This window comes from Candidatus Hydrogenedentota bacterium, from assembly GCA_012730045.1.
GTDB lineage: Bacteria > Hydrogenedentota > Hydrogenedentia > Hydrogenedentales > CAITNO01 > JAAYBR01.
On the sequence record JAAYBR010000039.1, the window covers coordinates 1 to 23495 of the forward strand.

Below are 23495 nucleotides of genomic sequence, written 5' to 3' on the forward strand. Positions count from 1 at the left end.
CTTACGCCTCGCCGACTCCATCCCCCTGGAACGACTGCGCCAATGGGAACTGGAGCGGAATCTCTGGATCGAACACCATCCGCCACCGCACACCCCCGAGCAGACCAGTGAGTTCTGGACGCTGTTTCCGGAGCGGTTTCACCGCTGGCTGGACGCCGGACATGGCGCCTGCACTCTGGGGGTTCCGGCAGTGTCCGAATTCATGGAAACCGTGCTGCGCCACTTTGACGGAGGCCGGTATGTGCTCGGTGAGCATGTGGTCATGCCCAACCATGTGCATGCCATCGTGTCGCCCATGCGCGGAGTGGAGCTCTCGGGCATCCTGCACTCATGGAAATCCTACTCAGCCAAGAGGATAAACCAGATGACCGGACGCAGCGGCAGACTCTGGCAGCACGAGTCGTTTGATCACATTGTCCGAAGTCCCAGGCAGCTGGAACGCATAAACGCCTACATAAGGAACAACCCGAGAGGCTCCGGGAGATGATTCGGACGGATCCAACATAGACGCGCCATCCTGGCGCGTTCCCGGGGCTTTCCGTTGACTCCAAGAACGCGGCAAGATGCCGCGTCTACGGTTTCCGACCCGCGCTCCGGGTTCGGGGCGCAAACGTAGACGCGCCATCCTGGCGCGTTCCCGGGGCTTTCCGTTGACTCCAAGAACGCGGCAAGATGCCGCGTCTACGGTTTCCGGCCCGCGCTCCGGGTTCGGGGCCAAACGTAGACGCGCCATCCTGGCGCGTTCCCGGGGCTTTCCGTTGACTCCAAGAACGCGGCAAGATGCCGCGTCTACGGTTTCCGGCCCGCGCTCCGGGGTTTGGGGCGCGGGCCGGGGGATGGCTGTGCGGGGGCTTTCGCCTAGCGGGCGAGGCCCTGGTATTTCTTGAGCTCGCCGGGCTTGAACTTGGCGAGTTCGGCGGCGTTGGCCAAAACCTTCTTGACGGCCTCGGCGTAGAGCTCCATGTCCTGCTTGGTGTTCATCAGGATCTGGTGGTGCGCCGTGACGCCGCTGGCGGCGGTGGCCCCGGTGCAGACGGGGAGGCTGAACCGGGAGGGCGTGATGGCCTTGAAGTATTTGTCGTTGAGCATGTGGCGGACCTTGGTGGTCGGCTTGAAGAGGCCACAGTTGTTGAGCGGGTCGTAGGGCGGCTCGAACTCGTCGGGCATGTTCAGCTCGGCGTTGAGGGCGACGCAGAAGCGCGTGTTGTCAATGCCGAGGGCCTCGGTGTCGAGGCGGAAGGCGAAGTTGAAGTAGCTTTGCTGGGTGACCTGGGGGCGGCGGCGCATGGGCATGACGCCGGGGATCTGCGCCAGCAGGCTGTTGAGATAAATGGCGTTCGCGTCGCGCAGCCTGACCTGGGCGTCGAGGCGGCGCAGCCCGCCGAGGAGCAGGGCGGCCTGCCACTCCGTGATGCGGTAGTTGCCGGACTGGAGGGCGGTGTCCATGCCGACGGCCTTCTTGAGGCCGAACACGGGCGGGTCGGCGGGGTAGGGCCGGCCGCAGTTGCGCAGGCTGTAGAGCTTGTAAAAGAGGTCCTTGGTCTTGCACATGTTGAAGCCGCCCTCGCCGCTGGAGAGGACCTTGGACTCCTGGAAGCTCCAGGAGCTGACGTCGCCGAAGGAGCCGACGCCCTTCCCCTTCCAGAAGCTGCCGTGCTGGTGGGCGCAGTCCTCGATGAGGAAGAGCTTGTGCTTCTTGCAGATCCTCTGGAGGCGGTCCAGGTCCGTCATGCAGCCGTAGAGGTGCACCACGATGACGGCGCGGGTCTTGGGGGTGATGGCGGCCTCGACCTTGTCCAGGTCCAGGTTCCACGTGTCCGGCTCGACGTCCACGAGGACGGGGATGGCGTTCACGTCCACGCACGCCGCCGCGGTGGCCTGCCAGGTCATGCCGGGCACGATCACCTCGTCATACGCGCCGACGCCGAGCGCCTCCAGGGCGAGCTGGATGCCCACGGTGCCGTTGGCGCAGCAGAGACCGTATTTCGCCGTCTGGTAGGCCGTGAACTTCTCGGCGAACTCCCACTCCACGGGCCCGTCGAAGGACCAGCGGTTGGACGCGGTGATCTTGGACACAAGTTTCACGTCCTCCGCGTCGCTGATGGGCCACTTCGCCCACTTCTTCGACTTGCCGACCAGGGCCTTGCCGCCCAAAACCGCGAGTTTTGCCATGACTCCACATCTCCGTTGGTTGTGGCGGACGCCGACTCCCATGCCGCCGTGACTCCTGGGGGTTCCTTCTGCGGGGAACCCGAACGTCTATCATAGGGGTTTCCGGGGAACGTCCGCAACGGCGCGGCCAACGTGTCCAGGGATTCCGGGAACGAGATCGCGCCGGTCGCTGCCGCTCCCTGCTAATGAAGTAGACGTCTTTTTCCGCGCCACAGGCTGCCGGTTGCTCTTTGCCCCTGCATCCCAAACATGGAAATGGCCGGAAATCAACGTCTTGGGCATCCCGGAGGGATGCAGGACATTAGCCGGTGGTTGAGCGAAGCGACACCACCGGATGACAGGCCCCTCCCATTTTTCTCAAGAACCCCGGCAGGGGTTCAGGACACGTCGGTTTCCATTTGCCCCGGAGTCCCGCACCCCTGCCGGGGTGCGAAAAAGGAAGGAAGCATACCCGTTCCCGGTGGTGTCGCTTCGCTCAACCACCGGCTAATGGCCCTCACCCCTCCGGGGTGAAGAGAAAAGGACTCCCGTATCCATGGATCCATGTACATAATCCCCACCCACGGCGGTCAAGGGTCCGCTGTGACGGTGATTTCCCCAGTCATCGCGGGGAGGCCGTTCTGCGGCCGACGCGGCGGCCTCTTGTCGGAAGGCCCGCAGTCCGGCGCGCCCGCGGGGGAACAGGCCCGCCTGTTTGGCGCGGACAGAGGCCGATGCGGTACCATAGGGGAAAACCTGCCGGATGCGCGGCGCGCTTTGGACCGCGCGGCCCGAGGGTCCGGAAAGCGGAAATCCCATGCGCACTGTTGACAACCTCAACGTCCTGTCCTTCGTTCCCCTGATCGCGCCCTCCTCGCTAAAGGCCGAGATCCCCGCCGGGGAGGCCGTGCGCGACTCCGTCGCCGAGGCGCGGCAGGAGATCATGGACATTCTGGACGGGCGCGACCGGCGCCTGCTCGTGATCGTGGGGCCGTGCTCGGTGCACCACCGGGACGCGGCGCTGGACTACGCCGCCCGGCTGGCGCGGCTGCGGGCGGAGCTGGGCGACCGGCTGCTGCTGGTGATGCGGGTGTATTTCGAGAAGCCGCGCACGACGGTGGGCTGGAAGGGCCTGATCAACGACCCCGACCTGGACGGCAGCTACAACGTGGTAAAGGGGCTGCGCAAGGCGCGCGAGATCCTGCTGCGGATCAATGAGATGGGCGTGCCCGCGGCCAGCGAGCTGCTTGACCCCATCATCCCGCAGTACATCGCCGACCTGCTGGCGTGGGTGTCCATCGGCGCGCGCACCAGCGAGTCGCAGACCCACCGCGAGCTCGCCAGCGGCCTCTCCATGCCCGTCGGCTTCAAGAACGGCACCAGCGGCAATCTCCAGGTCGCCATTGACGGCGTGCTCTCCGCCTCCTGCGCCCACCATTTCCTCGGCGTGGACGAACACGGCGGCACCTGCGTCGTCGCCACGCGGGGCAACCCCTGCTGCCATATCATCCTGCGGGGCGGGCGCTCGGGGCCGAACTACGACCCCGTAAGCGTCATCACCGCCGAGGAGCAGATGAAGACGGCCGGGCTGCCGCCCCGGATTCTCGTGGACTGCAGCCACGCCAACTGCGGCAAGCGCCCGCACCTGCAGGCCCATGTCCTGCGGGACGTCGTCCAGCAGCGCCTGGAGGGCGGCACCTCCCTCATGGGCGTGATGCTGGAGAGCAACCTCGGCGGCGGCAGCCAGAAACTCGCCGGGGACGCCTCGCAGCTCGCCTACGGCGTCAGCATCACCGACCCCTGCCTGGACTGGGACGCCACGGAGGGCATCCTCCGCGAGGCCCACGCCAAACTGGCCGCCTGCGGGGACTGTCCCCGGAAATAACCCGCCGCCGAAAGGAGCCCCGCCATGCGCAAGATCGCCCTCGTCATGAAGCTCAAGCCCGGATTTGAAGCCGAATACAAACGCCGCCACGACGCGCTCTGGCCCGAGATGGCCGACATGCTCCGCCGGGCGGGCGTGTCCGACTACTCCATCTTCCTCGACCGGGAAACCCTCACCCTCTTCGCCGTCCACCGGCTGGAGGATGAAAACACCCTCGCCGACCTGCCCAACACCGAAACGGTGAAAAAGTGGTGGGCGTACATGGCGGACATCATGGAAACCAACCCCGACAACTCCCCCTGGAACCGGCCGCTGGAGGAGGTCTTCTACCTCGAGTAGGCCGCGGGGGGCTGGAAACAGAAAATGACACAGGAACCAAGGCAATTCCACGCGACCACCGTCCTCTGCGTGCGCAGGGACGGCGTGGTCGCCCTCGGCGGCGACGGCCAGGTCACCCTCGGCGACACGGTCATGAAGGGCAACGCAGTCAAAATCCGGCGGCTCGCCGACGGCGCCGTGCTGGCCGGCTTCGCCGGGGCGGTCGCCGACGCCTTCACCCTCTTCGACCGCTTCGAGGCCCGGCTCAAGGAGCACAACAACCTCCTCACCCGCGCCGCCGTGGAACTGGGCCGCGAGTGGCGCACGGACAAGTACCTCCGCCAGCTCAACGCCCTGCTCGCCGTCTGCGACCGCAGCACCTCCCTTCTCATCAGCGGCACCGGCGAGATCATCGAACCCGAGGACGGCATCCTGGCCATCGGCTCCGGCGGCCCCTACGCCCTCGCCGCCGCCCGCGCCCTCACCGCCAACACCCCCCTCTCCGCCCCCGAAGTGGTCGCCGAGGCCCTCCGGATCGCCGCCGGCATCTGCATCTACACCAACACAAACATAACGGTGGAAACGCTTTAGGCCCGTCGGCACCCCCGGTTAAAATTAAGTACCCCCCCGGCGGACGGTCCGGAGGGGTTGCATGTGCTCACGAGAGACATGCGCAAGGGTTTCGCCCCATTTGACTCCCCGCCCCCTCTCCGGGTTTCACCTCACCCAAAAAGCCCGCGCCGCGGCGCTCCGCTTCGCGGTTTCCCCACTTTTTATTGCTTTACTTCCTTGTTTTTCAGGAAAACGTTGTGTATACTCAAGATGGGGTGCGTTAACTCCCGCCGAAGGTGAGATATGCCCCGGCTAACGTTCGGAAACGCCGGACTCAGGCCCCCATGGCACTGGGCCGGAAACTGCACTATATCTAGAAAAGGAGAGGAACGATGACTTTGGGACTCAAACAAACCGGAGTGAGACGTGTGGCCCTGTGCTTGGCACTGGCGATGGTCGCGCTCGCCTTGGCCGCCCCCTCGGCGCGCGCCGAGGAGCGTGTGCCCCGCGTGATGTACATCGGGGACAGCTGGACGGGCTTTTTGTGGGCCTTCCGCACCCTGCGCGACGTGCTTCCGGAATATGAAGGGCTCGGCCGCTGGGTCGAGGTGGGCGCCCGCACCGCGGTCATGGGCTCCAAGGCCTTTGAATGGCTGACGCCGGCGCGGCTGGCGGTGGTGGACGAGGAGCTGGCGCTCAACCCGAACGTGGACGTGGTCGTGGTGACCCTTGGCGGCAACGACTTCTCCGGCGGCACCAAGAACGTCCTGACGTGGAACATGGGCCGCGAGGTGGACTTCTACGACTGGTACTATGAGACGCACAGCGTCGTTGACCGCAACTTCAACGACGACTGGGAAGCCTGGCGGACCTGGTACCAGACCGGCGCCAACTACGACGAGGACCACGCCTTCAAGGCCTGCGCCAATCCCCCGGCGGACGGGTGCTGGGGCTCCGCGCCCAACTACGGCGTGGACCTGCTGATGAACAAGGTCAAGGGCGAGATCAAGCTGCTGGTGCAGCACATCCTTGACGTGCGCCCGGACCTCCGCGTCGTCATCGTGGGCTACGACTACGTCTGCCGCTGGCCCAAGAGCCGCATGGCCCAGAACGCCCACGGCGTGCGCGCCCAGAGCGAGGGCCTCTTCTCCATGGAGCGGACCAAGTTCGAGATCGCCCAGGAGCTCGAAAGCGCGGGATACGCGGGGCGCGTGCGCTTCGTGCAGAACCTCGGCGTGATGCAGCACACCTACGGCTACTACAAGGGCAACGAGCGCGCCATGGAGCCCTGGCATGGCGTCGCCGACCCGGTCATCGCCCCGGGCGTCGCCCCCATGCCCGGCAGCGGCGACACCTGGTTCGTCGGCGGCGACCCGGACTGCCTTTCGCCCCTGGCGTCCTACATTGACTACGACATCCACCTGACCGCCGAGGGCTACGAGATCATCGCCCGGCGCTTCCTCGACGACTGCGTCGCCGAATGGCTCAACTACCCGAAGGTTCTCGCCATCCTTCCCAACGAGGGCAAGTCCCCGCTGCTGACCTTCGGCGTCACCTTCTCCCACCCCGTCACGGGCGTGGACGCCTCCGACTTCGAGGTCTTCCTCGGGCCGAACAAGGCCATGTCCATCGTCGGCGTCGCCGGAACCGGCGACTCCTACGTGGTCACGGCGGACGCCGACGGCGCCTCCGGCGAGGTGCTCATCCGCGTGGTGGACGACGGCAGCATCGTCCGCGAGGACAACGGAATCCAGCTCGGCGGCCCCGGCACGGGCAACGGACTCTTCGAGTTCAACGGCACCTACGAGTACGCCGACATCGTGCGCCCGGGCGACGACAACTTCGCCTTGGCCCTCAACTACCTGTACCTGAACTCCCGCGCCTACGAGGACCTGCTCCAGGGCTTCTCCTTCAACCCGACGCGTTTCGACGCCAACGGAAACTTCTTCCTTGAGGGAAGCATTGACGATCCGATTGTCATCCCCGGCAACAACATGCTGGACATCTTTGAGTTCACCCTTATTGAGTACTGCATGGCCAACCCGGGCGTCAACTACGGCGCCCAGGGCGGCATTGTCGCCGCGGATGTCGCCGCCGCCTGGCAGAACAACATCGCCGAAATGCAGGCCGTCCTCGGCGGCGACGGCGGCCTCGCCGACCTGATTCTGCCCGGCCTGGACACCATTCTGGCGGGCTACATGACCCTGGGCGACCCCAACTCCCTCACGCTGCCCATCGTTCTGATTCCCCTGCTCGCCGAGTTGAAGGATCAGGGCTTCCCGGTGGAAATCGGCATACTTGACCAGTCCCATTTCGTCATGTTCCCGGCCATCCTCGCGAAAACGGCTGACGCGGACAAGGACGGCTGGACCAACGAGCAGGAGTACGCCTACTTCGCCTGCGAAGGCGCCGGCGCCTACGCCGCCGCCGCCTGCAACGCCGCCATCCAGCCGAAGACCGGCGCGGGCACCTACGAGCGCGACGACCCCGCGCGCATCGCCATGCTGGGCGCCGGCGCGCAGAGCCCCGCGTGGGACAGCACCTTCCAGTGGTTCCGAAACGGCGTGCCGCTGGCCGATGACGGCAACATCAACGGCAGCGCGACCCGCTGCCTGAACATCCTCGCCATGACGCCGGAACTGACCGGAAACTACACCTGCGCCTACCTCGTGCCCGGCACTCCAGACCCCAAACTGCGGGCGCCCGCCACCTACGGCCCCATCCAGGTGAAGGGCGTCGAGGCCCTGCCCGCCGCCTCCGGCTTCGGGCTGGGCGCGCTGGCCCTGGCCACCGCCCTCGGCGGCCTGGCCGCCCTGCGCCGCAGGAAGTAACCGCCGTCACAGGACTCTTCCCCGGGCCGCCGGTCTTCGGACCGGCGGCCCGGCCTGCATTCCGGACGCCGGGGGGAAGCGGTCCCGCGGGCGCTGTGGTACCATGGGACGGCGGCGGACGGCCCTCCGCGCCGCCGCAGGAAGCAAGGCCGGGGGCGCGGTGTTAATGGAAAAGACGGAACATGGAAACAAGACGGGGCTCAAGAAACGCCCCACCGAAGACGTGGAGGAGCCGCCCTCCTACCGCGTCCTGCTGCTGAACGACGATTACACCACCATGGATTTCGTGGTCGGCATCCTGGAGGAGGTCTTCCACAAGCCCCGGGGCGAGGCCATGCGCATCATGCTCGCGGTGCACCGGCATGGCCGGGGCCTCGCCGGTGTTTACATAAGGCAGGTGGCGGAGACGAAATGCGGCACGGTGGCCGCACGCGCGCGCGCCGCGGGGTTCCCGCTGCGCTGCGCCATGGAGAGGGAGTAGGCGGAGAAACGGCGCAAGCCGGGAAAGAGACCGGAAAATGCTGAGCAGAGAGCTGGAAAAGGTGCTGGGACGGGCGCTGCACGAGGCCCGGTCGCGGCGCCATGAATACCTGAGCGTGGAGCATGTGCTCCACGCCCTCACCCGCGACCCCTACGGGGCGGAGATTATCACCGCCTGCGGCGGCGACACAAAGGCCCTGCGCCGCGCCCTGGAGCAGTTCCTGGAGCGCCACATCGAGCGGGTGCCCGAGGGCAAACCGGTCACCCTCCAGCAGACCGCCTCCCTGGAACGCCTGCTGCAGCGCGCCTTCCTCCAGGTGCAGTTCTCCGGCAAGGAGTCCGTGGACGCCGGGGACATCCTGGCCGCCATCCTGGACGAGGACGAGCTGCACGCGGCGGTCTTCCTGAGAAGACAGGGGATAACCCGCCTCGACGTGCTCGATTATGTCTCCCACGGCGTCTCCAAGGCCGGAAAAGACGCCGGCGGAGAATCCGACGACGGGGAATGGTACGAGGAGGACGATGGGGACGAGGAGGAGGCGGGGGTCCGCGGAGAGAAGGAGCGGCCCGCCCCCAGCGCCCTGGAATCCTTCACGGTCTCCCTCACCAAGCGGGCCGCCGAGGGCGCCCTCGACCCCCTGATCGGCCGCGACCGGGAAATCCGGCGCGCCCTGCGCATCCTGTGCCGCAGGCGCAAGAACAACCCCGTCTTCGTGGGCGAGCCCGGCACCGGAAAGACCGCCCTGGCCGAGGGCCTCGCCCTGCGCCTCCACGAGGCCGCCACCGGCGCGGGCCGGGTGCATGTGCCCGACGACCTGAAACAGGCCGAAATCCTCTCGCTGGACGTCGCGGGCATGCTGGCGGGAACCAAGTTCCGCGGCGACTTCGAGCAGCGCGTGAAGGGCGTCGTGCGCGAGGCCGCGCAGCGCGGCAACGTGATCCTCTTCATAGACGAGATTCACAGCATCGTCGGCGCCGGATCCACCTCCGAGTCCACCATGGACGCCTCCGCCATTCTCAAGCCCGCCCTCGCCTCCGGCGAGCTGCGCTGCATCGGCGCGACGACCCACGGGGATTTCAAGAACCACTTTGAGAAGGACCACGCCCTGGCCCGCCGCTTCCAGAAGATTGAAGTGGACGAGCCGGATGTGGACGACACCCTGCGCATCCTCCGGGGCCTGCGCGGCCGCTACGAGGCGCACCACGGCGTGCGCTACACCAATGACGCCCTGCGCGCCGCCGCCGAGCTGGCCGCACGCCACATTAACGACCGCTTCCTCCCCGACAAGGCCATTGACCTCCTCGACGAGGCCGGCGCGGGCGCCCGCACCGACGGCCCCGCCCGCAGGAAAACCATCCGGCCCCGCGACATCGAGCAGGTGGTCTCCGAGATCGCCCAGATTCCCGCCCGCAACCTGAGCGGGTCGGAAAAGGACCGCCTGGGCGTCCTCGAGAAAGACCTGCTCACTGCCGTCTACGGACAGGACGAGGCCGTCGCGGAGGTCGTGCGCGCCATCAAGCGCGCCCGCGCGGGGCTGGGCCGGCCCAACAAGCCCATCGGTTCCTTCCTCTTCGCCGGCCCCACCGGCGTCGGCAAGACCGAGGTCGCCCGGCGCCTCGCGGAAACCCTCGGCAACCACTTCGCCTGCTACGACATGAGCGAGTACATGGAGAAGCACGCCGTGTCGCGCCTCATCGGCGCGCCCCCGGGCTATGTCGGCTTCGAGCAGGGCGGCCTGCTGGTGGACGAAATCCGCAGGAACCCCTACACCGTCCTGCTGCTCGACGAGATTGAGAAGGCCCACCCGGACCTCTTCAACATCCTCCTCCAGGTCATGGACAGCGCCACCCTCACGGACAACGCGGGCCGCAAGGCCGACTTCCGCAACGTGGTCCTCATCATGACCTCCAACGCGGGGGCGCGTGAAATGGCCGCCCCCTCCATCGGCTTCCAGTCCGACGGGGAGGACGCCGCCCCCAAGAGCCGAAAGGCCATCGAGAAGGCCTTCTCCCCGGAGTTCCGCAACCGCCTGGACGGCGTCATCATTTTCCACTCCCTCACCATGGAGGTGGTCGGACGGATTGTGGACAAGTTCATCCGCCAGCTCAACCGGCAGCTTGTGGAACGCCGCGTCACCCTCTCGCTGTCGGACGAGGCGCGGACCTGGCTCGCCGAGGCCGGCTATGATCCCAAGTTCGGCGCGCGGCCCCTCGCGCGGAAAATCGAACAGGAAATCGAGCCCCTCCTCGCCGAGGAAATCCTGTTCGGCCGGCTGACCGACGGCGGCCAGGTCGAGGTCCGGATCCAGGACGGCAAACCCGCCTTCACCATCACGCCGCCGCCCCCGGAGGGGCGCCGGAAAAAGTCCACCGTGGAGGCCTGACCCCGTGAAAATGAGACGCCATCACACCGCGGGCGGGGTGGTCTTCGACGGCGGGGGACGCCTGCTCGCGCTCGAGCGCCATGTGCCGCGCGATGGAGCCGTCGTGCATGAAATCCGGCTGCCCAAGGGGCACCTGGACCCCGGCGAGACACCGGAGCAGGCCGCTGTCCGCGAGGTGCGCGAGGAGTCGGGCTATCAGGGGCTGGAGATCACCGCCGACCTCGGCGAGGCCGAAAGCGAGTACACCTTCCGAGGCAAACGGCACCACCGGACCGAGCGCTATTTCCTCATGCGCCTCACCGACCCCCGGCGCGGCGCACCCCAGCCCGTCGGCGAGGAGGAGGCCCTGTTTTCGCCCGCCTGGCTCGATCCGCGGGAGGCCGCGGCACGGCTAACCTATCCCAGCGAGCAGGAATTCGCCCGCCGCGCCCTCCTGAGAATGGCGGAACAGGAAACTCAGCGCGCCGACTGAAGGAAGCGCACCGCGTCCCCGGGATAATCCGTGAACAGGCCGTCCACCCCGCCCTCCACCAGAAAGGCCCGAAGCTCCTCCTCGAAGGTGGAAAACCGCTTGTCCACCTCGTCGCGGCGCAGGGTGTAGGGGTGGACCAGCAGCTTCGCGTCGTGCGCGCGCTTCACCAGTTCCGGGTCCGCGAGCACGCGGCCCTTGTCCGGCCCGATCCCCTCGGCGTACTGCGCGATCTTGGCGAGGTTCTCCGCCGTCACCAAGGCGTCCTGGATTTTGCTGTCCGATATGAGGTGGATCTGGGGCAGTTCGGAACCGAGCTCCTGGCGCATCCGCTTGAGCGGGCCGGGGTCGAAACACTGCACGAAAATCCGCGCGTCTTTCCCCTCATAGCCGTACCTCTTGCAGATTTCCAGGAAAGCCTCCTCCATGGGCAGCCCCGCGCCCCGGTGGAACGCCGGGTTCTTCAGTTCGGGGTAGATGCCCGCCTCGCGGCCCGTGGTCTTGTTCAGCCCCTGCACCAGCTCAATGGCCTCCTCAAACGTCGGAATGCGGAAGTCCGCCGCCCCCTTGGGAAACCGGTTCGGCAGCCGCTCCACGGCGCGCAGGGTCCGGATTTCCGCCAGCGTGAAATCCGCGGCGTACCACCGGCCGTCCTCCCGCTTGCGGTCCGGGAACACCTCGGCAGCGTTCGTCGTGTCGTCCAGATGGATGTCATGCAGGCAGACAAACGCCCCGTCCTTCGTGCGCACCAGGTCCTGCTCGATATAGTCGGCCCCCAGCACATGCGCCGCCGCATACGCCTCCAGCGTGTGCTCCGGCAGCAGGCCACTGGCCCCCCGGTGGGCAATGATCACCGGGTCCGCCGCCGCATACCAGCAGACAGCCGCCGCACACCACACCGCCACAGGACAAGTTCTCATGCGCATCATCGTGTTCCTTCCGTTTCCCGCATTATGACAGAGCCCCCCGCCCCCCGCCAACACCTTCCATGCCGCCGCTTTCCCGCCGCCATTCCCCAAGAAAAGACTGGACAACGCCCCTGCTTTTCGGTAGAATATATTGTTGACAAGATAGGAATGGTGTGTTTCCGAGGGTGGCGGTGCGTCTGCCGCAGCCGTTGGGAGCATGCCGGGGTCCCCCCGCTTGCCGGGGTTGATGAGGGACAGACGATGAACATGCGACTTTCGGTGCTCTCTTTGGGGGTGTTGCTGGCCCTTTCTTTCACCGCATCGGCGGTGCCGCCCGCCTACGAGGGGCAGTTCGGCAATCCGGAGGAGCCCGCGCTGCGTCCGGTGAAATGGGCCTGGCTGGGATTCACCTCCTTCTTCACCAACGTGCATGCTGGACTGAAGAAGGGTGTCTACCAGGATCCGGCGGCCATGACCTGCGAGGGCGCGAAGGGCACCGTTGTGGGGGGGGGCTCCTTCGTCAGCCATGTGGCCAGCGGGCTCACCTATGCCCCCGTGCCCCGCAAGGGCAAATCCTCCATGACCTATGAGCAGGCGGCCATGATGGTCATCGAAAAGGAGACGGCGAAGGCCTGCTGCGCGGAGGGGCAGCCCTGCTGCGCGGAGGAGAAGGCATGCGAGGAGGCGCCCGCGCCCAAGCCCGCCCCCAGCACAGTGCTGCCGACCACAGACCCGAAAGCGGAGACGCCGGCCTTCCACATCGAGGAGTCCCCCGTCCAGAAGGCCCAGCGACGCTACGCGCCGCTGGAGACCAGCTACCGCAGCAAGCTGCGCCCCCAGGGCAAAGGCAACCTGCTCAAACTGGCCAAGTGACGTTTCCCCAGGACTGACAATCCCTCCCGCCCCCGGAATCCGGGGGCGGTTTTTTTCGCCGGGGACGGGGCTCAGAAGAGGGGGTCATGTCCCGCGGGCCGCCCGTCCATGATGCGGCGGATTTCGCCGACCAGGTCGTTGACCGTGACCGGCTTGATCATGACGCTCGAGATGCCGGCGGCTTTCAGGTCGTCCTTGTCTATCATGTCGCTGTAGCCGGTGAAAAGAAGAACGGGAAGGTCGGGCCGCCGGCTGGTGATCCGGACGGCGAGGTCCGAGCCGGACATGCCGGGCATGACCTGGTCGGTGATGACCAGGTCAAAATGGCCGGGACCGCGCTCAAAGGCCCGCAGGGCCTCCCCCGCGTCCCTGCACAGGGTGACGGAGAATCCCAGCCGGGGCAGGGCCAGGTCCGCGAAGCGCAGCACCGCCTCGTCGTCGTCCACGAAGAGGATGCGCTCGCTGCCGCCGCGGGAGACCGCCGGCGGCGCCTGCTCCTCCACCAGCACGCCCCCCACGCGCGGCAGCCACACCTGGAAGGACGACCCCGCGCCGATGCGGCTCTCCGCGCGGATCGCGCCGCCGTGGCCCGTCACGATGCCGTGGGCCACCGCCAGCCCCATGCCGGTGCCCTCGCCCGGCCGCTTGGTGGTGAAGAAGGGGTCGAACACGCGCTCGAGAACGGCGTCGGACATGCCGTGCCCCGTGTCGTTGACGGTGAGCAGGACATACGGCCCCACATGCAGGCGCGGGTGGGCCGCCGCTGTGCCCGCGTCCACCTCCACGTCCTCCACGCGCAGCTCCAGCCGCCCGCCCGATTCGCGCATGGCCTGGGCGGCGTTGGTGCAGAGGTTCATGATGACCTGGTGCATCTGGGCGGCGTTGGCCATGACGGCCCCGGAGTGCGTGTCCACGGTGTCCATGATGTCAATGGTCGGGGGCAGGGAGGCCCGCAGCAGCTTGAGCGCCTCGCGCGCGACAATATGCAGGTAGAGGGCGTCCCGCTCCTCGCCGCCCCGGCGGCTGAAGGCCAGAATCTGCCGCACGAGGTCCTTGGCCCGGTGGGCCGCCTGCAGGGCCTCGTGCAGGTCCTCATGGGTGCGGGAGTCCGGGGCGATGTCGCGCAGCGCGAGGTCCGTCAGCCCGATGATGCCCGCCAGAATGTTGTTAAAGTCGTGGGCGATCCCCCCGGCAAGCACACCCAGGCTTTCCAGGCGCTGCGAGTGGCGGAACTGGTTTTCCAGCCGGCGCCGCTCCTCCTGCGTCTGGACGCGCGCCGTGATGTCCTTCATCGTGCCCAGCATGCGCAGCGCCCGCCCGTCCTCCCCCGGAAGGGCCACCCCGGCGTCCTCGATATGCCGCGTCTCGCCCGACTTGTGCAGGATGCGGTATTCCATCTGGTACTTGCCCACCCCCCGGAGCGCCTCGCGGAAACGCGACAGCACCAGCGGCCGGTCGTCCGGATGGATGCGCTGCCGCCAGCGGCGCCAGCCGAACCCGGCAAGCTCCGCCGCCGTGTACCCCGTCACCTGCGTGAACGCGCCGCCCCAGGTGATGTCCCCGGTGCGCACGTTGCAGTCGTAGATGAGCTGGCCCGTCTGGTCCGCCAGAAAACCGTAGCCCTGCTCCGCCGGCGCCGCGCCGCCCGTCCTTCCCACGGCGAGCACGGCGCTGCCCTCCTCCGTGTCCACGATCCCGGCGGTCACAAACATTGGCAGGCGGCTTCCGTCGCGGCGCGTGAGCACCGTCTCAAAGGACAGCTGCCGGTGAAGCACGATGCTCTCGATGCGCCCCTGCAGGTTCTGCATGCGGTCGGGCACGGACAGGTTGCGCAGGATCAGGCGCGCGGCCTCCTCGCGGGAGTAGCCGAGCCAGCGGCAGGCCGTCTCGTTAATCTCCAGCACCCGCCCCCCCTCGTTGTTTCCCGTCACCTCGAAGAGGAGCACCGCGTTGTCGCACGCGTCGAACAGCAGCCGGTAGCGCAGGTCGGTCTCGTAGAGGGCGCGCGACCGGTCCTCGGCCACGTCGGCCAGCCGGCGGTTCACCTCGCGCAGCCCGGCCTCGGCCCGCTTGATGCGCAGCATCACGCGCACCTTCGCCAGCAGCTCCATCGGCTCCGCCTCGCGCGGCAGGAAGTCGTCGGCCCCCGCCTCCAGCCCCAGCACGCGCGTCCGCGCGTCCGTGTCCCGGTCCGTCACCAGCAGAATGGGAAACGCGTCCGTGTCCGGGTCCGCCTTCAGCCGGCGGCACAGCTCGATGCCCGACAGGCCCGGCGGGTCCGCCCCGATGATCGCGCAGTCCGTGTCGCCCCCCCGCGCCGCAACGGCCGCGGCCTCCGGCGTGTCCGCCCCGCGCACGATGCAGCCGGGAAACCCCCGGCGCAGCATCCGGGTCAGACGTTCGGCCGCCGCCGTGTCGTTGATGACCAGCAGCAGGACCGGGCGCAGCTTGTCTTTCTTCGGAGGAGCCATCGGGCGGCCATTATACCCGCCCCGCCCCGGGGGGCGCATCGGATATAATGCGGCGATGGAGCGGAGGAGGAGAACGCATGGCGGAACCTGTGAAACACGCGCGGACCCGGTCGGTCCTGCTGTGGGCGGGCCTCTTCGCGCTCGCCCTGGCCCTGCGGGTCTTCCGCCTGGACGGGCAGTCCCTTTTCTGGGACGACTACAACGGGCTGGTGGGCCTGGCTGAGCCGGGTCTCGTGGACAGCATCCTCGCCGCCCGCGACGTGAACCCCGAGGGCATGCCGCTTTACCATGTGGTCCAGTACCTCTTCCGCGGCCTCATCGGCGGCTCCCCCCCGGCCATGCGGGGGCTCTCCATTGCCATCGGGCTGGCCACCCTGCCGTTCGTTTGCGCGGCCGCCTCGGCCGCCTTCGGCCGCCGCGTGCCGTCTTCGTCGCCGCCCTGGCGGTCCTGTACGCGCACCAGCTCTGCCTGCTGCTTCCCGGCACGACGCGCACCCCGTGGATGGAGGCGGGAAGACGCGTCCTTGGAGAGGCGCGCCCGGGCGACCTGGTGCTGGTCGGCGGCCATGGCCACGCGCAGAAAAACCTGGGGCTGCTCACCGCAAATATGCCCCCCAACGGCATGACCATTGCCGCGGCCCACACCGTGGACGCGGCCATACTCAAGGCGGCGGCGGCCCTCTGCCCGGACGCCCCGGAGTCGGCGGCACGCGTTCCGGAAGACGGTGCCGTCCACTACGTCACCTGCCTGGAATGGGGCCGGGCCCGTCTGGACGGACTGCGGGAGGGACTGGCACTGTTCGGGCTGGAAACCCGGGAGACCACCCTGCCCGGCGGGGAATCCATGGCGGTCTTCCGGATCACGCGCCCCGCCCAGGGCGGGCCGCGCCCCTTCCCGGAAGCCTGCGCGGACTACTGGGACGGCCTGCCGGATCCCGCGCGCACCGTTTCCGGGGTGGATCTGGGGGCGCTGCTTGAACGCGCCCACATTGACACGGACAGGATGCGGGCCCTTCGTCTGATGCGGCTGGTGCAGGACGACGGGGACCTGCCGGAAACGTGGGCGGAACAGGCGACCATGTTCGCCTATTTCCTGATGCAGGAGGATGCCCATGAACTCAGCCGCCAATTCCTGGAGGCGTTCCTCGCCGAAAGCGGGCACCCCACTCCGGACCTGATGCGGATGGCCCACGACGCCCTCCGGGCCTTCCGCGAAGGACGGGGGGAGGACGCCGTGAGGCGCCTGGAAGACTGTGAGGCCTCGGCCAGGGAGAAGCACTGGGACATGCGGGAAATCCGGCTGACGTCCTGTCTGGCGGAAGCGGCCATGCTGGGCGCGCTGGGCAGGACGGACCCCGCAGGGCAGGCGCTCACCGAGGCCGAAGAAGACGGCGCGCGGTCTCTCCCTGAGTACTCCATCATTGAGTGCCTTGCGCGGGGACGCGGGGAGGACGCCCGCCGCGAGATGGAACGCTTCCGTGCCACGGTACCGGGGTCACGAGACACGTTTTTCCGCCTGCTCGGGCTGGGGCCGTGGAACGCGCCGGGCGCGGCGGCGGCCCTTTGCGGCGCGCCGTCAGTCCCCTAGAATCCCAGCGCGCGCGCGAGGTGGCTGATGCCCGGGATGTTCCAGCCGAACACCACCGACGCGACGGCGAGCATGATGATGATGACGACCAGCGCCACGACTGCCGCCCCTTTCTCCCGCACCTTGGTCCAGTTGGCCATGAGACGTGTCCTCCTGTTGTTGGAACCGCTGACACTCTAACGCCGGGCGGCGGGCAATTGCATCCCGCCGCGCGGGGCCGCTCTCAGATACGCCGGCGGGCGCGCCAGGGGACCCGCGTCCAGCGCGCGCAGCTGGCGGTCGCGGGACGTGGTCAGCACCACCCCGCTCCCGTTCGGCGCGGCCACCGTCGCCACCCCCACCGCCGCGCCCCAGGCCCGCCCGTCGCGCCAAAGCCGCCTGCCGGAGGAGTCCACGCACACCACCCCGCCGTCGGAAAGCCCCGCCACCACCCCCAGCCGGTTGGGCAGCGCCGCCGCCGACACCACCCCGTCCAGGTCCACAGACCAGGCAAGGCCCCGCGCGCCGGGGTCCAGGCCGGTGATCCCGCCGATGTCCGCCGTGACCCACACCGTCACGCCGGGGCGCTGCGGGTCGGACAGGGAAAACACGAAACTGGGGAAACGCCCAGACACCGTGGGCAGTGTCTCGAGCAGGTCGCCGGACGCGGCGGAGAAGACGAACACGTTCGCGTCGGCCAGGCCCACGGCCACGCGCGCGCCATCGGACGAGGGGGCCGGATCGGACACCGGCGGCGCGGACAGCTCCGCCGACCACAACGGCGCGCCCTCGGAGGTGAAGACCGACAGCAGCGGCAGGCCGTCAGCCCCGCCGGGGGCGCCCGCCGCGTAGATCCGGCGGTTCCCAATGTCCGCGGCCACCCGTCCGTCCAGCAGTCCCGTGGCGACGCGCCATACCACCCTCCCCCGGGGGGACAGCCGCGCCAACTCCCCGTCCTTGCGCAGGACGATGAATCCCGCCTCCACCAGCGAGGCCCCCGCCCACGGGGCAATGCCCCCGCAGCCCTCGCCGTAGGCCACCGGGTACTTCTCCGCGGGCGCCCCGTCCGCGTCCAGAAACTGGAGGCCGTCCATGACGGGCAAAGCCACCACCGGCCCCAGCAGCGACCACACCGCCGCGGGCGGGTTCTGCCCGGGAAACCGGTACTGCTGGTTCTTCCACACCACGCGCCCGTCCAAATCCGCGCAGACCGTCTCCCCGCGCTCGCTGAGGCAGTACACGCGCGCGTCGCCGCGGCGCGGGCCAAGGGCCGCCGCCGGCGCGCCCATGAGAATGCCGTCGCAGGGAATGGACCACCCCAGTCTCGGGATCACGGGCGCCTGAAACGACCGCGTGACCGGCGGACGGTCCGCGTCCAGGAAGGTGACGGAAAAGGACGCGTCCTCGCCGAAACGCGCCACCCCCTGGAGGGTGCGGGTCTCGATCCGGGACTGGAAAGGCGCCAGGGAAAAGCGCGTCTCCGCGCGGCCCGCCGACAGATGTTCCGGGGGCACGAGCAGCAGCCCGCCCCCGAGGGCCGCGCCCGTGGGGTTGAGCAGGCCAAAGCGCACCCCCGCGCGCACCGGCCCCGGGTGAAGCGCCGCGTCCAGCTCAAACCGCAGCGCGGCGGGCAGGGCGTAGTCGAGAGGCGGCAGCGGACCCACCACCGCCGGCCGCGCCACGGGGGGCACCGTCACCTCGCCGCCTTTCGGGGCGCAAGGAACGACCGCCTCGTCCTCCAGCGTGACCGACGTGGTGATGCCCCGCCGCCGTTTGAACTGAAGCCCCTCCGGCAGCCCCTCCCAGGCGACCACAAACGCGCCGCGGTCGGACGACAGGATGTCCGCCCGCTTCCCCTGAACCTCCATCCCCCCCACCACGGCGCACCCGTCGAAGGGCCCCGACATCACGAAAGACTCCAGCTCCTCGGGAAAGGGCGGCGCCGGACGCACCGCCCCGCCGCCGCCCTGTTTCAACTGCGCGTACTGGGGCGCGTCTGTCTCGGGCACGCCCCACCATCCCCCCAGCGGGGACAGCACGAAGAAATGCTCCACCGACCGGATTTTTGCCGCCGCGCGCAGCAGGCGGAAGGTCTCCAGGGGATAACGCGGCGTGGGGACGGCCCCCGAGGGGTTCACGGGGTCGAGCGCCAGGCACCAGCCGCCCGACGCGCGCCAGCGCGCCAGATTCTGCGGCGCGAGCGTTCCGGCGGCCATGCGGTCCATGCGCGCCAGCTCGCGGTCCAGCGAGGCCGGATCATGCAGCATCCGGGACTCCCGCAGCACCACGCGCAGCGGGATCGCCGCGTCGCCGATGGACGCCGCCACGCCGTCGAAGAACGGAAACCACAGGGGACCGCAGGCCTCGGGCGCGTCGGCGAGCAGCACCATCTCCCCCTTTGGAAAGGCCCGGTAGCACGCGCGGAGGGCGCGCAGAATCACGTCGCCCGCCGCCGCGCGCAGGGTCTCCCGCACCTCCGCGGGATACGCGTCCCAGTCGGGGTCAAACAGGAAGCCCGATCCGGGCGCCTCCAAAAACACCCCGCGCAGTCCCGTCTCGCGGCAGAACTCCCCCGCCAGCGCGAAGGCCCCCGCCAGCGCGGCGGCGCGCCCCTTGTCGGAGAACCACGGGACCCCGACATCCAGCGTCACATGCAGGTAATTCTGGTCGAGTCCCTCATGGGAAAGCCGGAGCACGGCGAGGCGGGCCTCGTCCAGACGCAGCCGCCAATCGCGCGGATACGCGGACACCGGGGAGGGGGACGGCGGCGCGGGTTCCGCCGCCCGCGCGAAGAGGTCGTCAAGAAACCCCTGGAAGACAAAGCCCCGGAACCCGAGGGAAAGGAAGTGGTCCGCGTGGTTCGCCGCCCAGGTCGCGTTCACCGGCGCCGCAAGCACCGGCGCCGCAAGGGCACCGGGTCCGGGCTCGCCCCCCGCGCAGAACGCGGCGGACGCGGACAGCAGAAGAAGAATCGCCGGACCGATGGAGCGCATGATCCCGCCAAACCCAAAGGAGTGCATTGGGCTCATCTTGGCACGCGGCGCGCCTCCGGAGCAAACGGAACTTTCCGCTTGCCCCGGCGCACGGCGGACGGTAAGGGGCGGACGGGTCAGGAGCTGACCGCCGCCGCCTTCATCACGTTGACCGCCTGGGGGCCCTTGTTGCCCTCGACCAGTTCGTAGGAGACTTCCTCGCCCTCTGCAAGGGTGCGAAACCCTTCCATCTGGATGGCGGAATGGTGGACGAACACATCCTTCCCGCCTTCCTGGGCAATGAAGCCGTACCCCTTCTGGTCATTGAACCACTTGACCTTCCCAACCATTCGCTCGTCGGACTCGGGCATAGCACCCACCCTACCCGCTCTGCGGTCCGCCCCCGCCGCGCACCACGCGGGGGCAACACCGCACGTCACTCCACAGACGTGCCCAGGTGCGCGGGATTAGTCTACCCCAGCGTCCTGGATTTGTCAATAAGATTATTATTCGTTTTATGAACAGAACCGGGGTCCCCCGGAAGACGCTTGCCGGGGGGGACTGGGTGGACAGAGTGGACAGCATGGACGGGATGGACAGGATGGACGTTGTGGACAGAGAGAACAAGCCCGGACGGGGGGCCTCCTTCTCTTTCCCGTCCATAGCGTCCATAACGTCCATAGAGTCCATTCCGTCCATCGCGCTTCCCCGCCCCCCGCGCTGATTGCATCGCGCCCCTCCCTGTGGCACAATGGGGCGCCCCCGCCCCCCGCAATCCGGCGGGACAACACAGGAAAGGCCTTTCTCCCATGAGCGCGAAGGAACTGAAAGTCATCAATCCCTGGGACGAGTCCGTAAGCGTGACACTTCCCATGATTACCATTGACGATGCCGACTGGGTGGCCTCACGGGCGCGGGCCGCCTTTGAGGGGTGGCGTTGGTCGTCCCCCGCGGAACGCCGCGCGCTGTGCGAGGGATTCGTCCGCGAATTTGAGGCGCTGAAGGAGCAGACGGCGGCGGACCTCACGCGGCAGACGGGCAAGCCGCTCTCCCAGTCCCTCGGCGAGGTGAACGGCACGCTGGACCGCGCGCGGCACATGATCGCCATCGCGGAGGAGGCGCTGGCCGACGAGTATCTGCCCGAGAAGCCGTGCTTCGTCCGCTACATCCGCCACGAGCCCCTGGGCGTCGTGCTGGACATCGCGGCGTGGAACTACCCCCTGCTCATCGCGGTGAACGTCGTGGTGCCCGCGGTCCTCGCGGGGAACTCGGTCATCATCAAGCATTCGAGCAAGACCCCCCTCTGCGGGAAGGCCTTCGTGGAGGCCTTCCGCCGCGCGGGCGCGCCCGACGGCCTGGTGCAGGACGTGGTGGCGGACCACGCGGTGACGGACCACCTGATCCGCCACCCCGAGGTGGCCTTTGTCTCGTTCACGGGCTCCGTGCGCGGCGGCCACGAGGTGGTCCAGAGCGCCTCGGGCCGCTTCATCGGCACGGGCCTCGAGCTGGGCGGCAAGGACCCGGCCTATGTCTGCGCCGACGCGCCCTTCGACTTCTCGGTGGAGAACACCATGGACGGCGCGTTCTACAACGCCGGCCAGTCCTGCTGCGCCGTGGAGCGCATCTATGTCGAGCGGCCCATCTACGACCGCTTCGTGGAGGCCTTCGTCGAGAAGACCCGCGCCTACCGCCTTGGCGACCCCCTGGACGCCGCGACCTCCATCGGGCCGCTGGCGGCCAAGGGCCAGCCCGCGTTCCTCGCGGGGCAGGTCGCCGACGCCGTCGCGCGCGGCGGGCGCCTCGTGGTGGACCCCGCGTCGTTCGACACGCCCAAGCAGGGGTGGTTCTACGCCCCGGCCGTCGTGGCCGACGCGCCGCAGGACTCCGCCCTCATGGCGGAGGAGAGCTTCGGCCCCGTCATCGGCATCCTGCCGGTCTCGGGCGACGAGGAGGCCATCCGCCTCATGAACGACAGTGCCTACGGCCTCACGGCCTCCATCTGGACCTCGGACCCGGAGCGCGCGGCCCGCGTCGGCGCCCGCGTCGAGACGGGCACCTTCTTCATGAACCGCTGCGACTTCCTCGACCCGGCCCTGCCGTGGACGGGCGTGAAGGACACGGGGCGCGGCGCGACCCTCTCGCGCTACGGCCTGCTCCAGCTCACCCAGCTCAAGAGCATGCACCTGCGCGTCGAGCTGCCGAAGTAACCCGCGCGGCCCCGGCGCGCCCCAAAGGGAACGGATGGCCCTGCTGACGGTGGACAACCTGCGGACGTGGTTCCACACGCGGGACGGCGTCGCGCGCGCCGTGGACGGCATCTCGTTCCATGTGGACCCGGGCGAGGCCCTCGGCGTGGTCGGCGAGTCGGGCTGCGGCAAGTCCGTCACCTTCCTCTCCCTGCTGGGCCTGCTGCCGTCGCCCCCCGCCCGCGTGGAAAGCGGCACCGCCCTCTTCGAGGGCGGCGACCTGCTGAAGGCGTCGCCCGCCGAACTGCGCCGCGTCCGCGGACGCCGCATCGGCATGGTGTTCCAGGACCCCATGACCGCCCTCAACCCCTACATGACCGTCGGCGCGCAGGTGGCCGAGCCACTCATCGTCCACGGCGGACTCGGCCGCGCCGACGCCCGCGCGCAGGCCCTGGAGGCTCTCGAGGCCGTCGGCCTCAACGACGCCGCCCAGCGCATGGACCTGCACCCCCACGCCTTCTCCGGCGGCATGCGCCAGCGCGTCATGATCGCCATGGCCCTCGTCACCCGCCCCCCCCTCCTCATCGCCGACGAGCCCACCACGGCCCTCGACGTCACCATCCAGGCCCAGATCCTCGACCAGTTGCGCGAACTCCAGGCGCGCGGCGGCATGGCCGTCGTCCTCATCACCCACGACCTCGGCGTCGTCGCGTCCTTCTGCCGCCGCGTCCTCGTCATGTACGCCGGACACATCGTCGAGTCCGCCGCCGTGGAGGACCTCTTCGCCGCCCCGCTCCACCCCTACACCCGCGCCCTCATGGCCTCCCTCCCCGGCACCCGGCCCGCCGGCGCCCGCCTCACCCCCATCACCGGACGCCCCCCCGACCCCCGCCGCCTCCCCAAAGGATGCGCCTTCGCCCCCCGCTGCCCCCAAGCCATCCCCCAATGCCACCAAAGCCCCCCCGAACTCAAAGAACACACCCCGAACCACGCCGCCGCCTGCTATAGGGCAGGGGAAGGGAGTCCGGAGTCTGGAGTCCGGAGCTCTCTTCCTGAAGCCTGAAGACTCTCTTCCACCCAAGCCTCCAGACTCCAAACTCCAGACTCTCCCCCTCTTCCGCCCAAGCCTCCAGACTCCAGACTCCAGACTCTCCCCCTCTTCCACCCAAGCCTCCAGACTCCAGACTCCAGACTCTCCCCCTCCTCCCCGCGCCTTTGCGCCTTCGCGTTAAAAACCCCTCAACGCAAAGCCGCAAAGGAAAAGGGCGGTCAACCGAACCCGCAAGAGGGGGAACTCACCCGCCCCACAGTCCGATACGCCCTGCCCCGGGTGAGACGGTCCTGCCGGGAAGAAGAGGGCGCAGCAAGCGGCGCCCCTACGGGAGAATACCCCGCCCCCATCGCGAACGCCCAAGGCATGGGCCGTAGGGGCGCCGCTTGCCGCGCCC

The 23495-nt window shown here is 68.6% G+C and carries 19 protein-coding genes; 13 read left to right on the forward strand and 6 right to left on the reverse strand.

Annotated elements, in window-relative coordinates:
* Positions 1-487, forward strand: a 487-nt coding sequence (locus GXY15_03730) for a hypothetical protein (protein ID NLV40321.1), incomplete at its 5' end; no start/stop codon positions are given.
* 371 nt (positions 488-858) lie between these two features.
* Here GXY15_03730 and GXY15_03735 read toward each other — a convergent pair.
* A complete protein-coding gene (locus tag GXY15_03735) occupies positions 859-2172 on the reverse strand; it encodes an aminotransferase class I/II-fold pyridoxal phosphate-dependent enzyme (GenBank protein NLV40322.1) in 1314 nt (437 codons plus the stop codon).
* Positions 2173-2968: 796 nt separating this feature from the next.
* Between GXY15_03735 and GXY15_03740 the strand changes: the two genes are divergently transcribed.
* The 7 genes from GXY15_03740 to GXY15_03770 all read left to right on the forward strand — a co-directional run bounded on the left by GXY15_03740 (position 2969) and on the right by GXY15_03770 (position 11073).
* The gene (locus tag GXY15_03740; GenBank protein ID NLV40323.1) at positions 2969-4036 is read left to right on the forward strand and encodes a 3-deoxy-7-phosphoheptulonate synthase; all 1068 of its coding nucleotides are present in this window, start codon (positions 2969-2971) and stop codon (positions 4034-4036) included.
* A gap of 24 nt (positions 4037-4060) precedes the next feature.
* Positions 4061-4375 carry an L-rhamnose mutarotase gene (gene rhaM, locus GXY15_03745; GenBank protein NLV40324.1) on the forward strand — a complete coding sequence of 105 codons (315 nt, stop codon included), beginning with the start codon at positions 4061-4063 and terminating at the stop codon, positions 4373-4375.
* A 24-nt stretch (positions 4376-4399) separates the two neighbouring features.
* A complete protein-coding gene (gene hslV, locus GXY15_03750) occupies positions 4400-4945 on the forward strand; it encodes an ATP-dependent protease subunit HslV (protein ID NLV40325.1) in 546 nt (181 codons plus the stop codon).
* A gap of 353 nt (positions 4946-5298) precedes the next feature.
* Complete coding sequence (locus tag GXY15_03755; protein NLV40326.1) at positions 5299-7737, forward strand: hypothetical protein; 2439 nt, start codon at positions 5299-5301, stop codon at positions 7735-7737.
* A gap of 166 nt (positions 7738-7903) precedes the next feature.
* Positions 7904-8218 carry an ATP-dependent Clp protease adapter ClpS gene (clpS, locus tag GXY15_03760; GenBank protein ID NLV40327.1) on the forward strand — a complete coding sequence of 105 codons (315 nt, stop codon included), beginning with the start codon at positions 7904-7906 and terminating at the stop codon, positions 8216-8218.
* 37 nt (positions 8219-8255) lie between these two features.
* Entirely contained in the window at positions 8256-10601 is a 2346-nt protein-coding gene (clpA, locus tag GXY15_03765) for an ATP-dependent Clp protease ATP-binding subunit ClpA (protein ID NLV40328.1), read from the forward strand.
* 4 nt (positions 10602-10605) lie between these two features.
* Positions 10606-11073, forward strand: a complete 468-nt coding sequence (locus GXY15_03770) for an NUDIX domain-containing protein (GenBank protein ID NLV40329.1) — start codon at positions 10606-10608, stop codon at positions 11071-11073.
* Here GXY15_03770 and glpQ read toward each other — a convergent pair.
* Positions 11058-11999 (reverse strand): glycerophosphodiester phosphodiesterase, encoded by a 942-nt coding sequence (gene glpQ, locus GXY15_03775; protein NLV40330.1) that lies wholly within the window; start codon positions 11997-11999, stop codon positions 11058-11060. The genes GXY15_03770 and glpQ overlap by 16 nt on opposite strands.
* Positions 12000-12239: 240 nt before the next feature.
* Between glpQ and GXY15_03780 the strand changes: the two genes are divergently transcribed.
* On the forward strand, positions 12240-12851 hold the full coding sequence (locus GXY15_03780) for a hypothetical protein (GenBank protein NLV40331.1): 612 nt from the start codon (positions 12240-12242) through the stop codon (positions 12849-12851).
* A gap of 71 nt (positions 12852-12922) precedes the next feature.
* Here the strand turns inward: GXY15_03780 and GXY15_03785 are convergent, their stop codons facing one another.
* Positions 12923-15322 (reverse strand): response regulator, encoded by a 2400-nt coding sequence (locus GXY15_03785; GenBank protein ID NLV40332.1) that lies wholly within the window; start codon positions 15320-15322, stop codon positions 12923-12925.
* Positions 15323-15399: 77 nt separating this feature from the next.
* Between GXY15_03785 and GXY15_03790 the strand changes: the two genes are divergently transcribed.
* A complete protein-coding gene (locus GXY15_03790; protein NLV40333.1) occupies positions 15400-15948 on the forward strand; it encodes a hypothetical protein in 549 nt (182 codons plus the stop codon).
* The gene (locus GXY15_03795) at positions 15945-16910 is read left to right on the forward strand and encodes a hypothetical protein (GenBank protein ID NLV40334.1); all 966 of its coding nucleotides are present in this window, start codon (positions 15945-15947) and stop codon (positions 16908-16910) included. The genes GXY15_03790 and GXY15_03795 overlap by 4 nt, the downstream gene beginning before the upstream one ends.
* On the opposite strand, the gene GXY15_03800 is transcribed toward GXY15_03795, so the two are convergent.
* The 3 genes from GXY15_03800 to GXY15_03810 all read right to left on the reverse strand — a co-directional run bounded on the left by GXY15_03800 (position 16907) and on the right by GXY15_03810 (position 20211).
* A complete protein-coding gene (locus GXY15_03800; GenBank protein ID NLV40335.1) occupies positions 16907-17050 on the reverse strand; it encodes a hypothetical protein in 144 nt (47 codons plus the stop codon). The two genes, GXY15_03795 and GXY15_03800, sit on opposite strands and share 4 nt — an antisense overlap.
* Positions 17051-17086: 36 nt before the next feature.
* Positions 17087-19909, reverse strand: coding sequence for a PQQ-binding-like beta-propeller repeat protein (locus tag GXY15_03805; protein ID NLV40336.1), 2823 nt, complete (start codon positions 19907-19909; stop codon positions 17087-17089).
* Between the two features lie 89 nt (positions 19910-19998).
* Positions 19999-20211 carry a cold shock domain-containing protein gene (locus GXY15_03810; protein NLV40337.1) on the reverse strand — a complete coding sequence of 71 codons (213 nt, stop codon included), beginning with the start codon at positions 20209-20211 and terminating at the stop codon, positions 19999-20001.
* Between the two features lie 459 nt (positions 20212-20670).
* On the opposite strand from GXY15_03810, the gene GXY15_03815 reads away from it, so the two are divergent.
* Both GXY15_03815 and GXY15_03820 read left to right on the forward strand, forming a co-directional pair.
* On the forward strand, positions 20671-22068 hold the full coding sequence (locus tag GXY15_03815) for an aldehyde dehydrogenase family protein (protein ID NLV40338.1): 1398 nt from the start codon (positions 20671-20673) through the stop codon (positions 22066-22068).
* Positions 22069-22102: 34 nt separating this feature from the next.
* Positions 22103-23110 (forward strand): ABC transporter ATP-binding protein, encoded by a 1008-nt coding sequence (locus GXY15_03820; protein NLV40339.1) that lies wholly within the window; start codon positions 22103-22105, stop codon positions 23108-23110.
* Positions 23111-23495 lie beyond the last annotated feature (385 nt).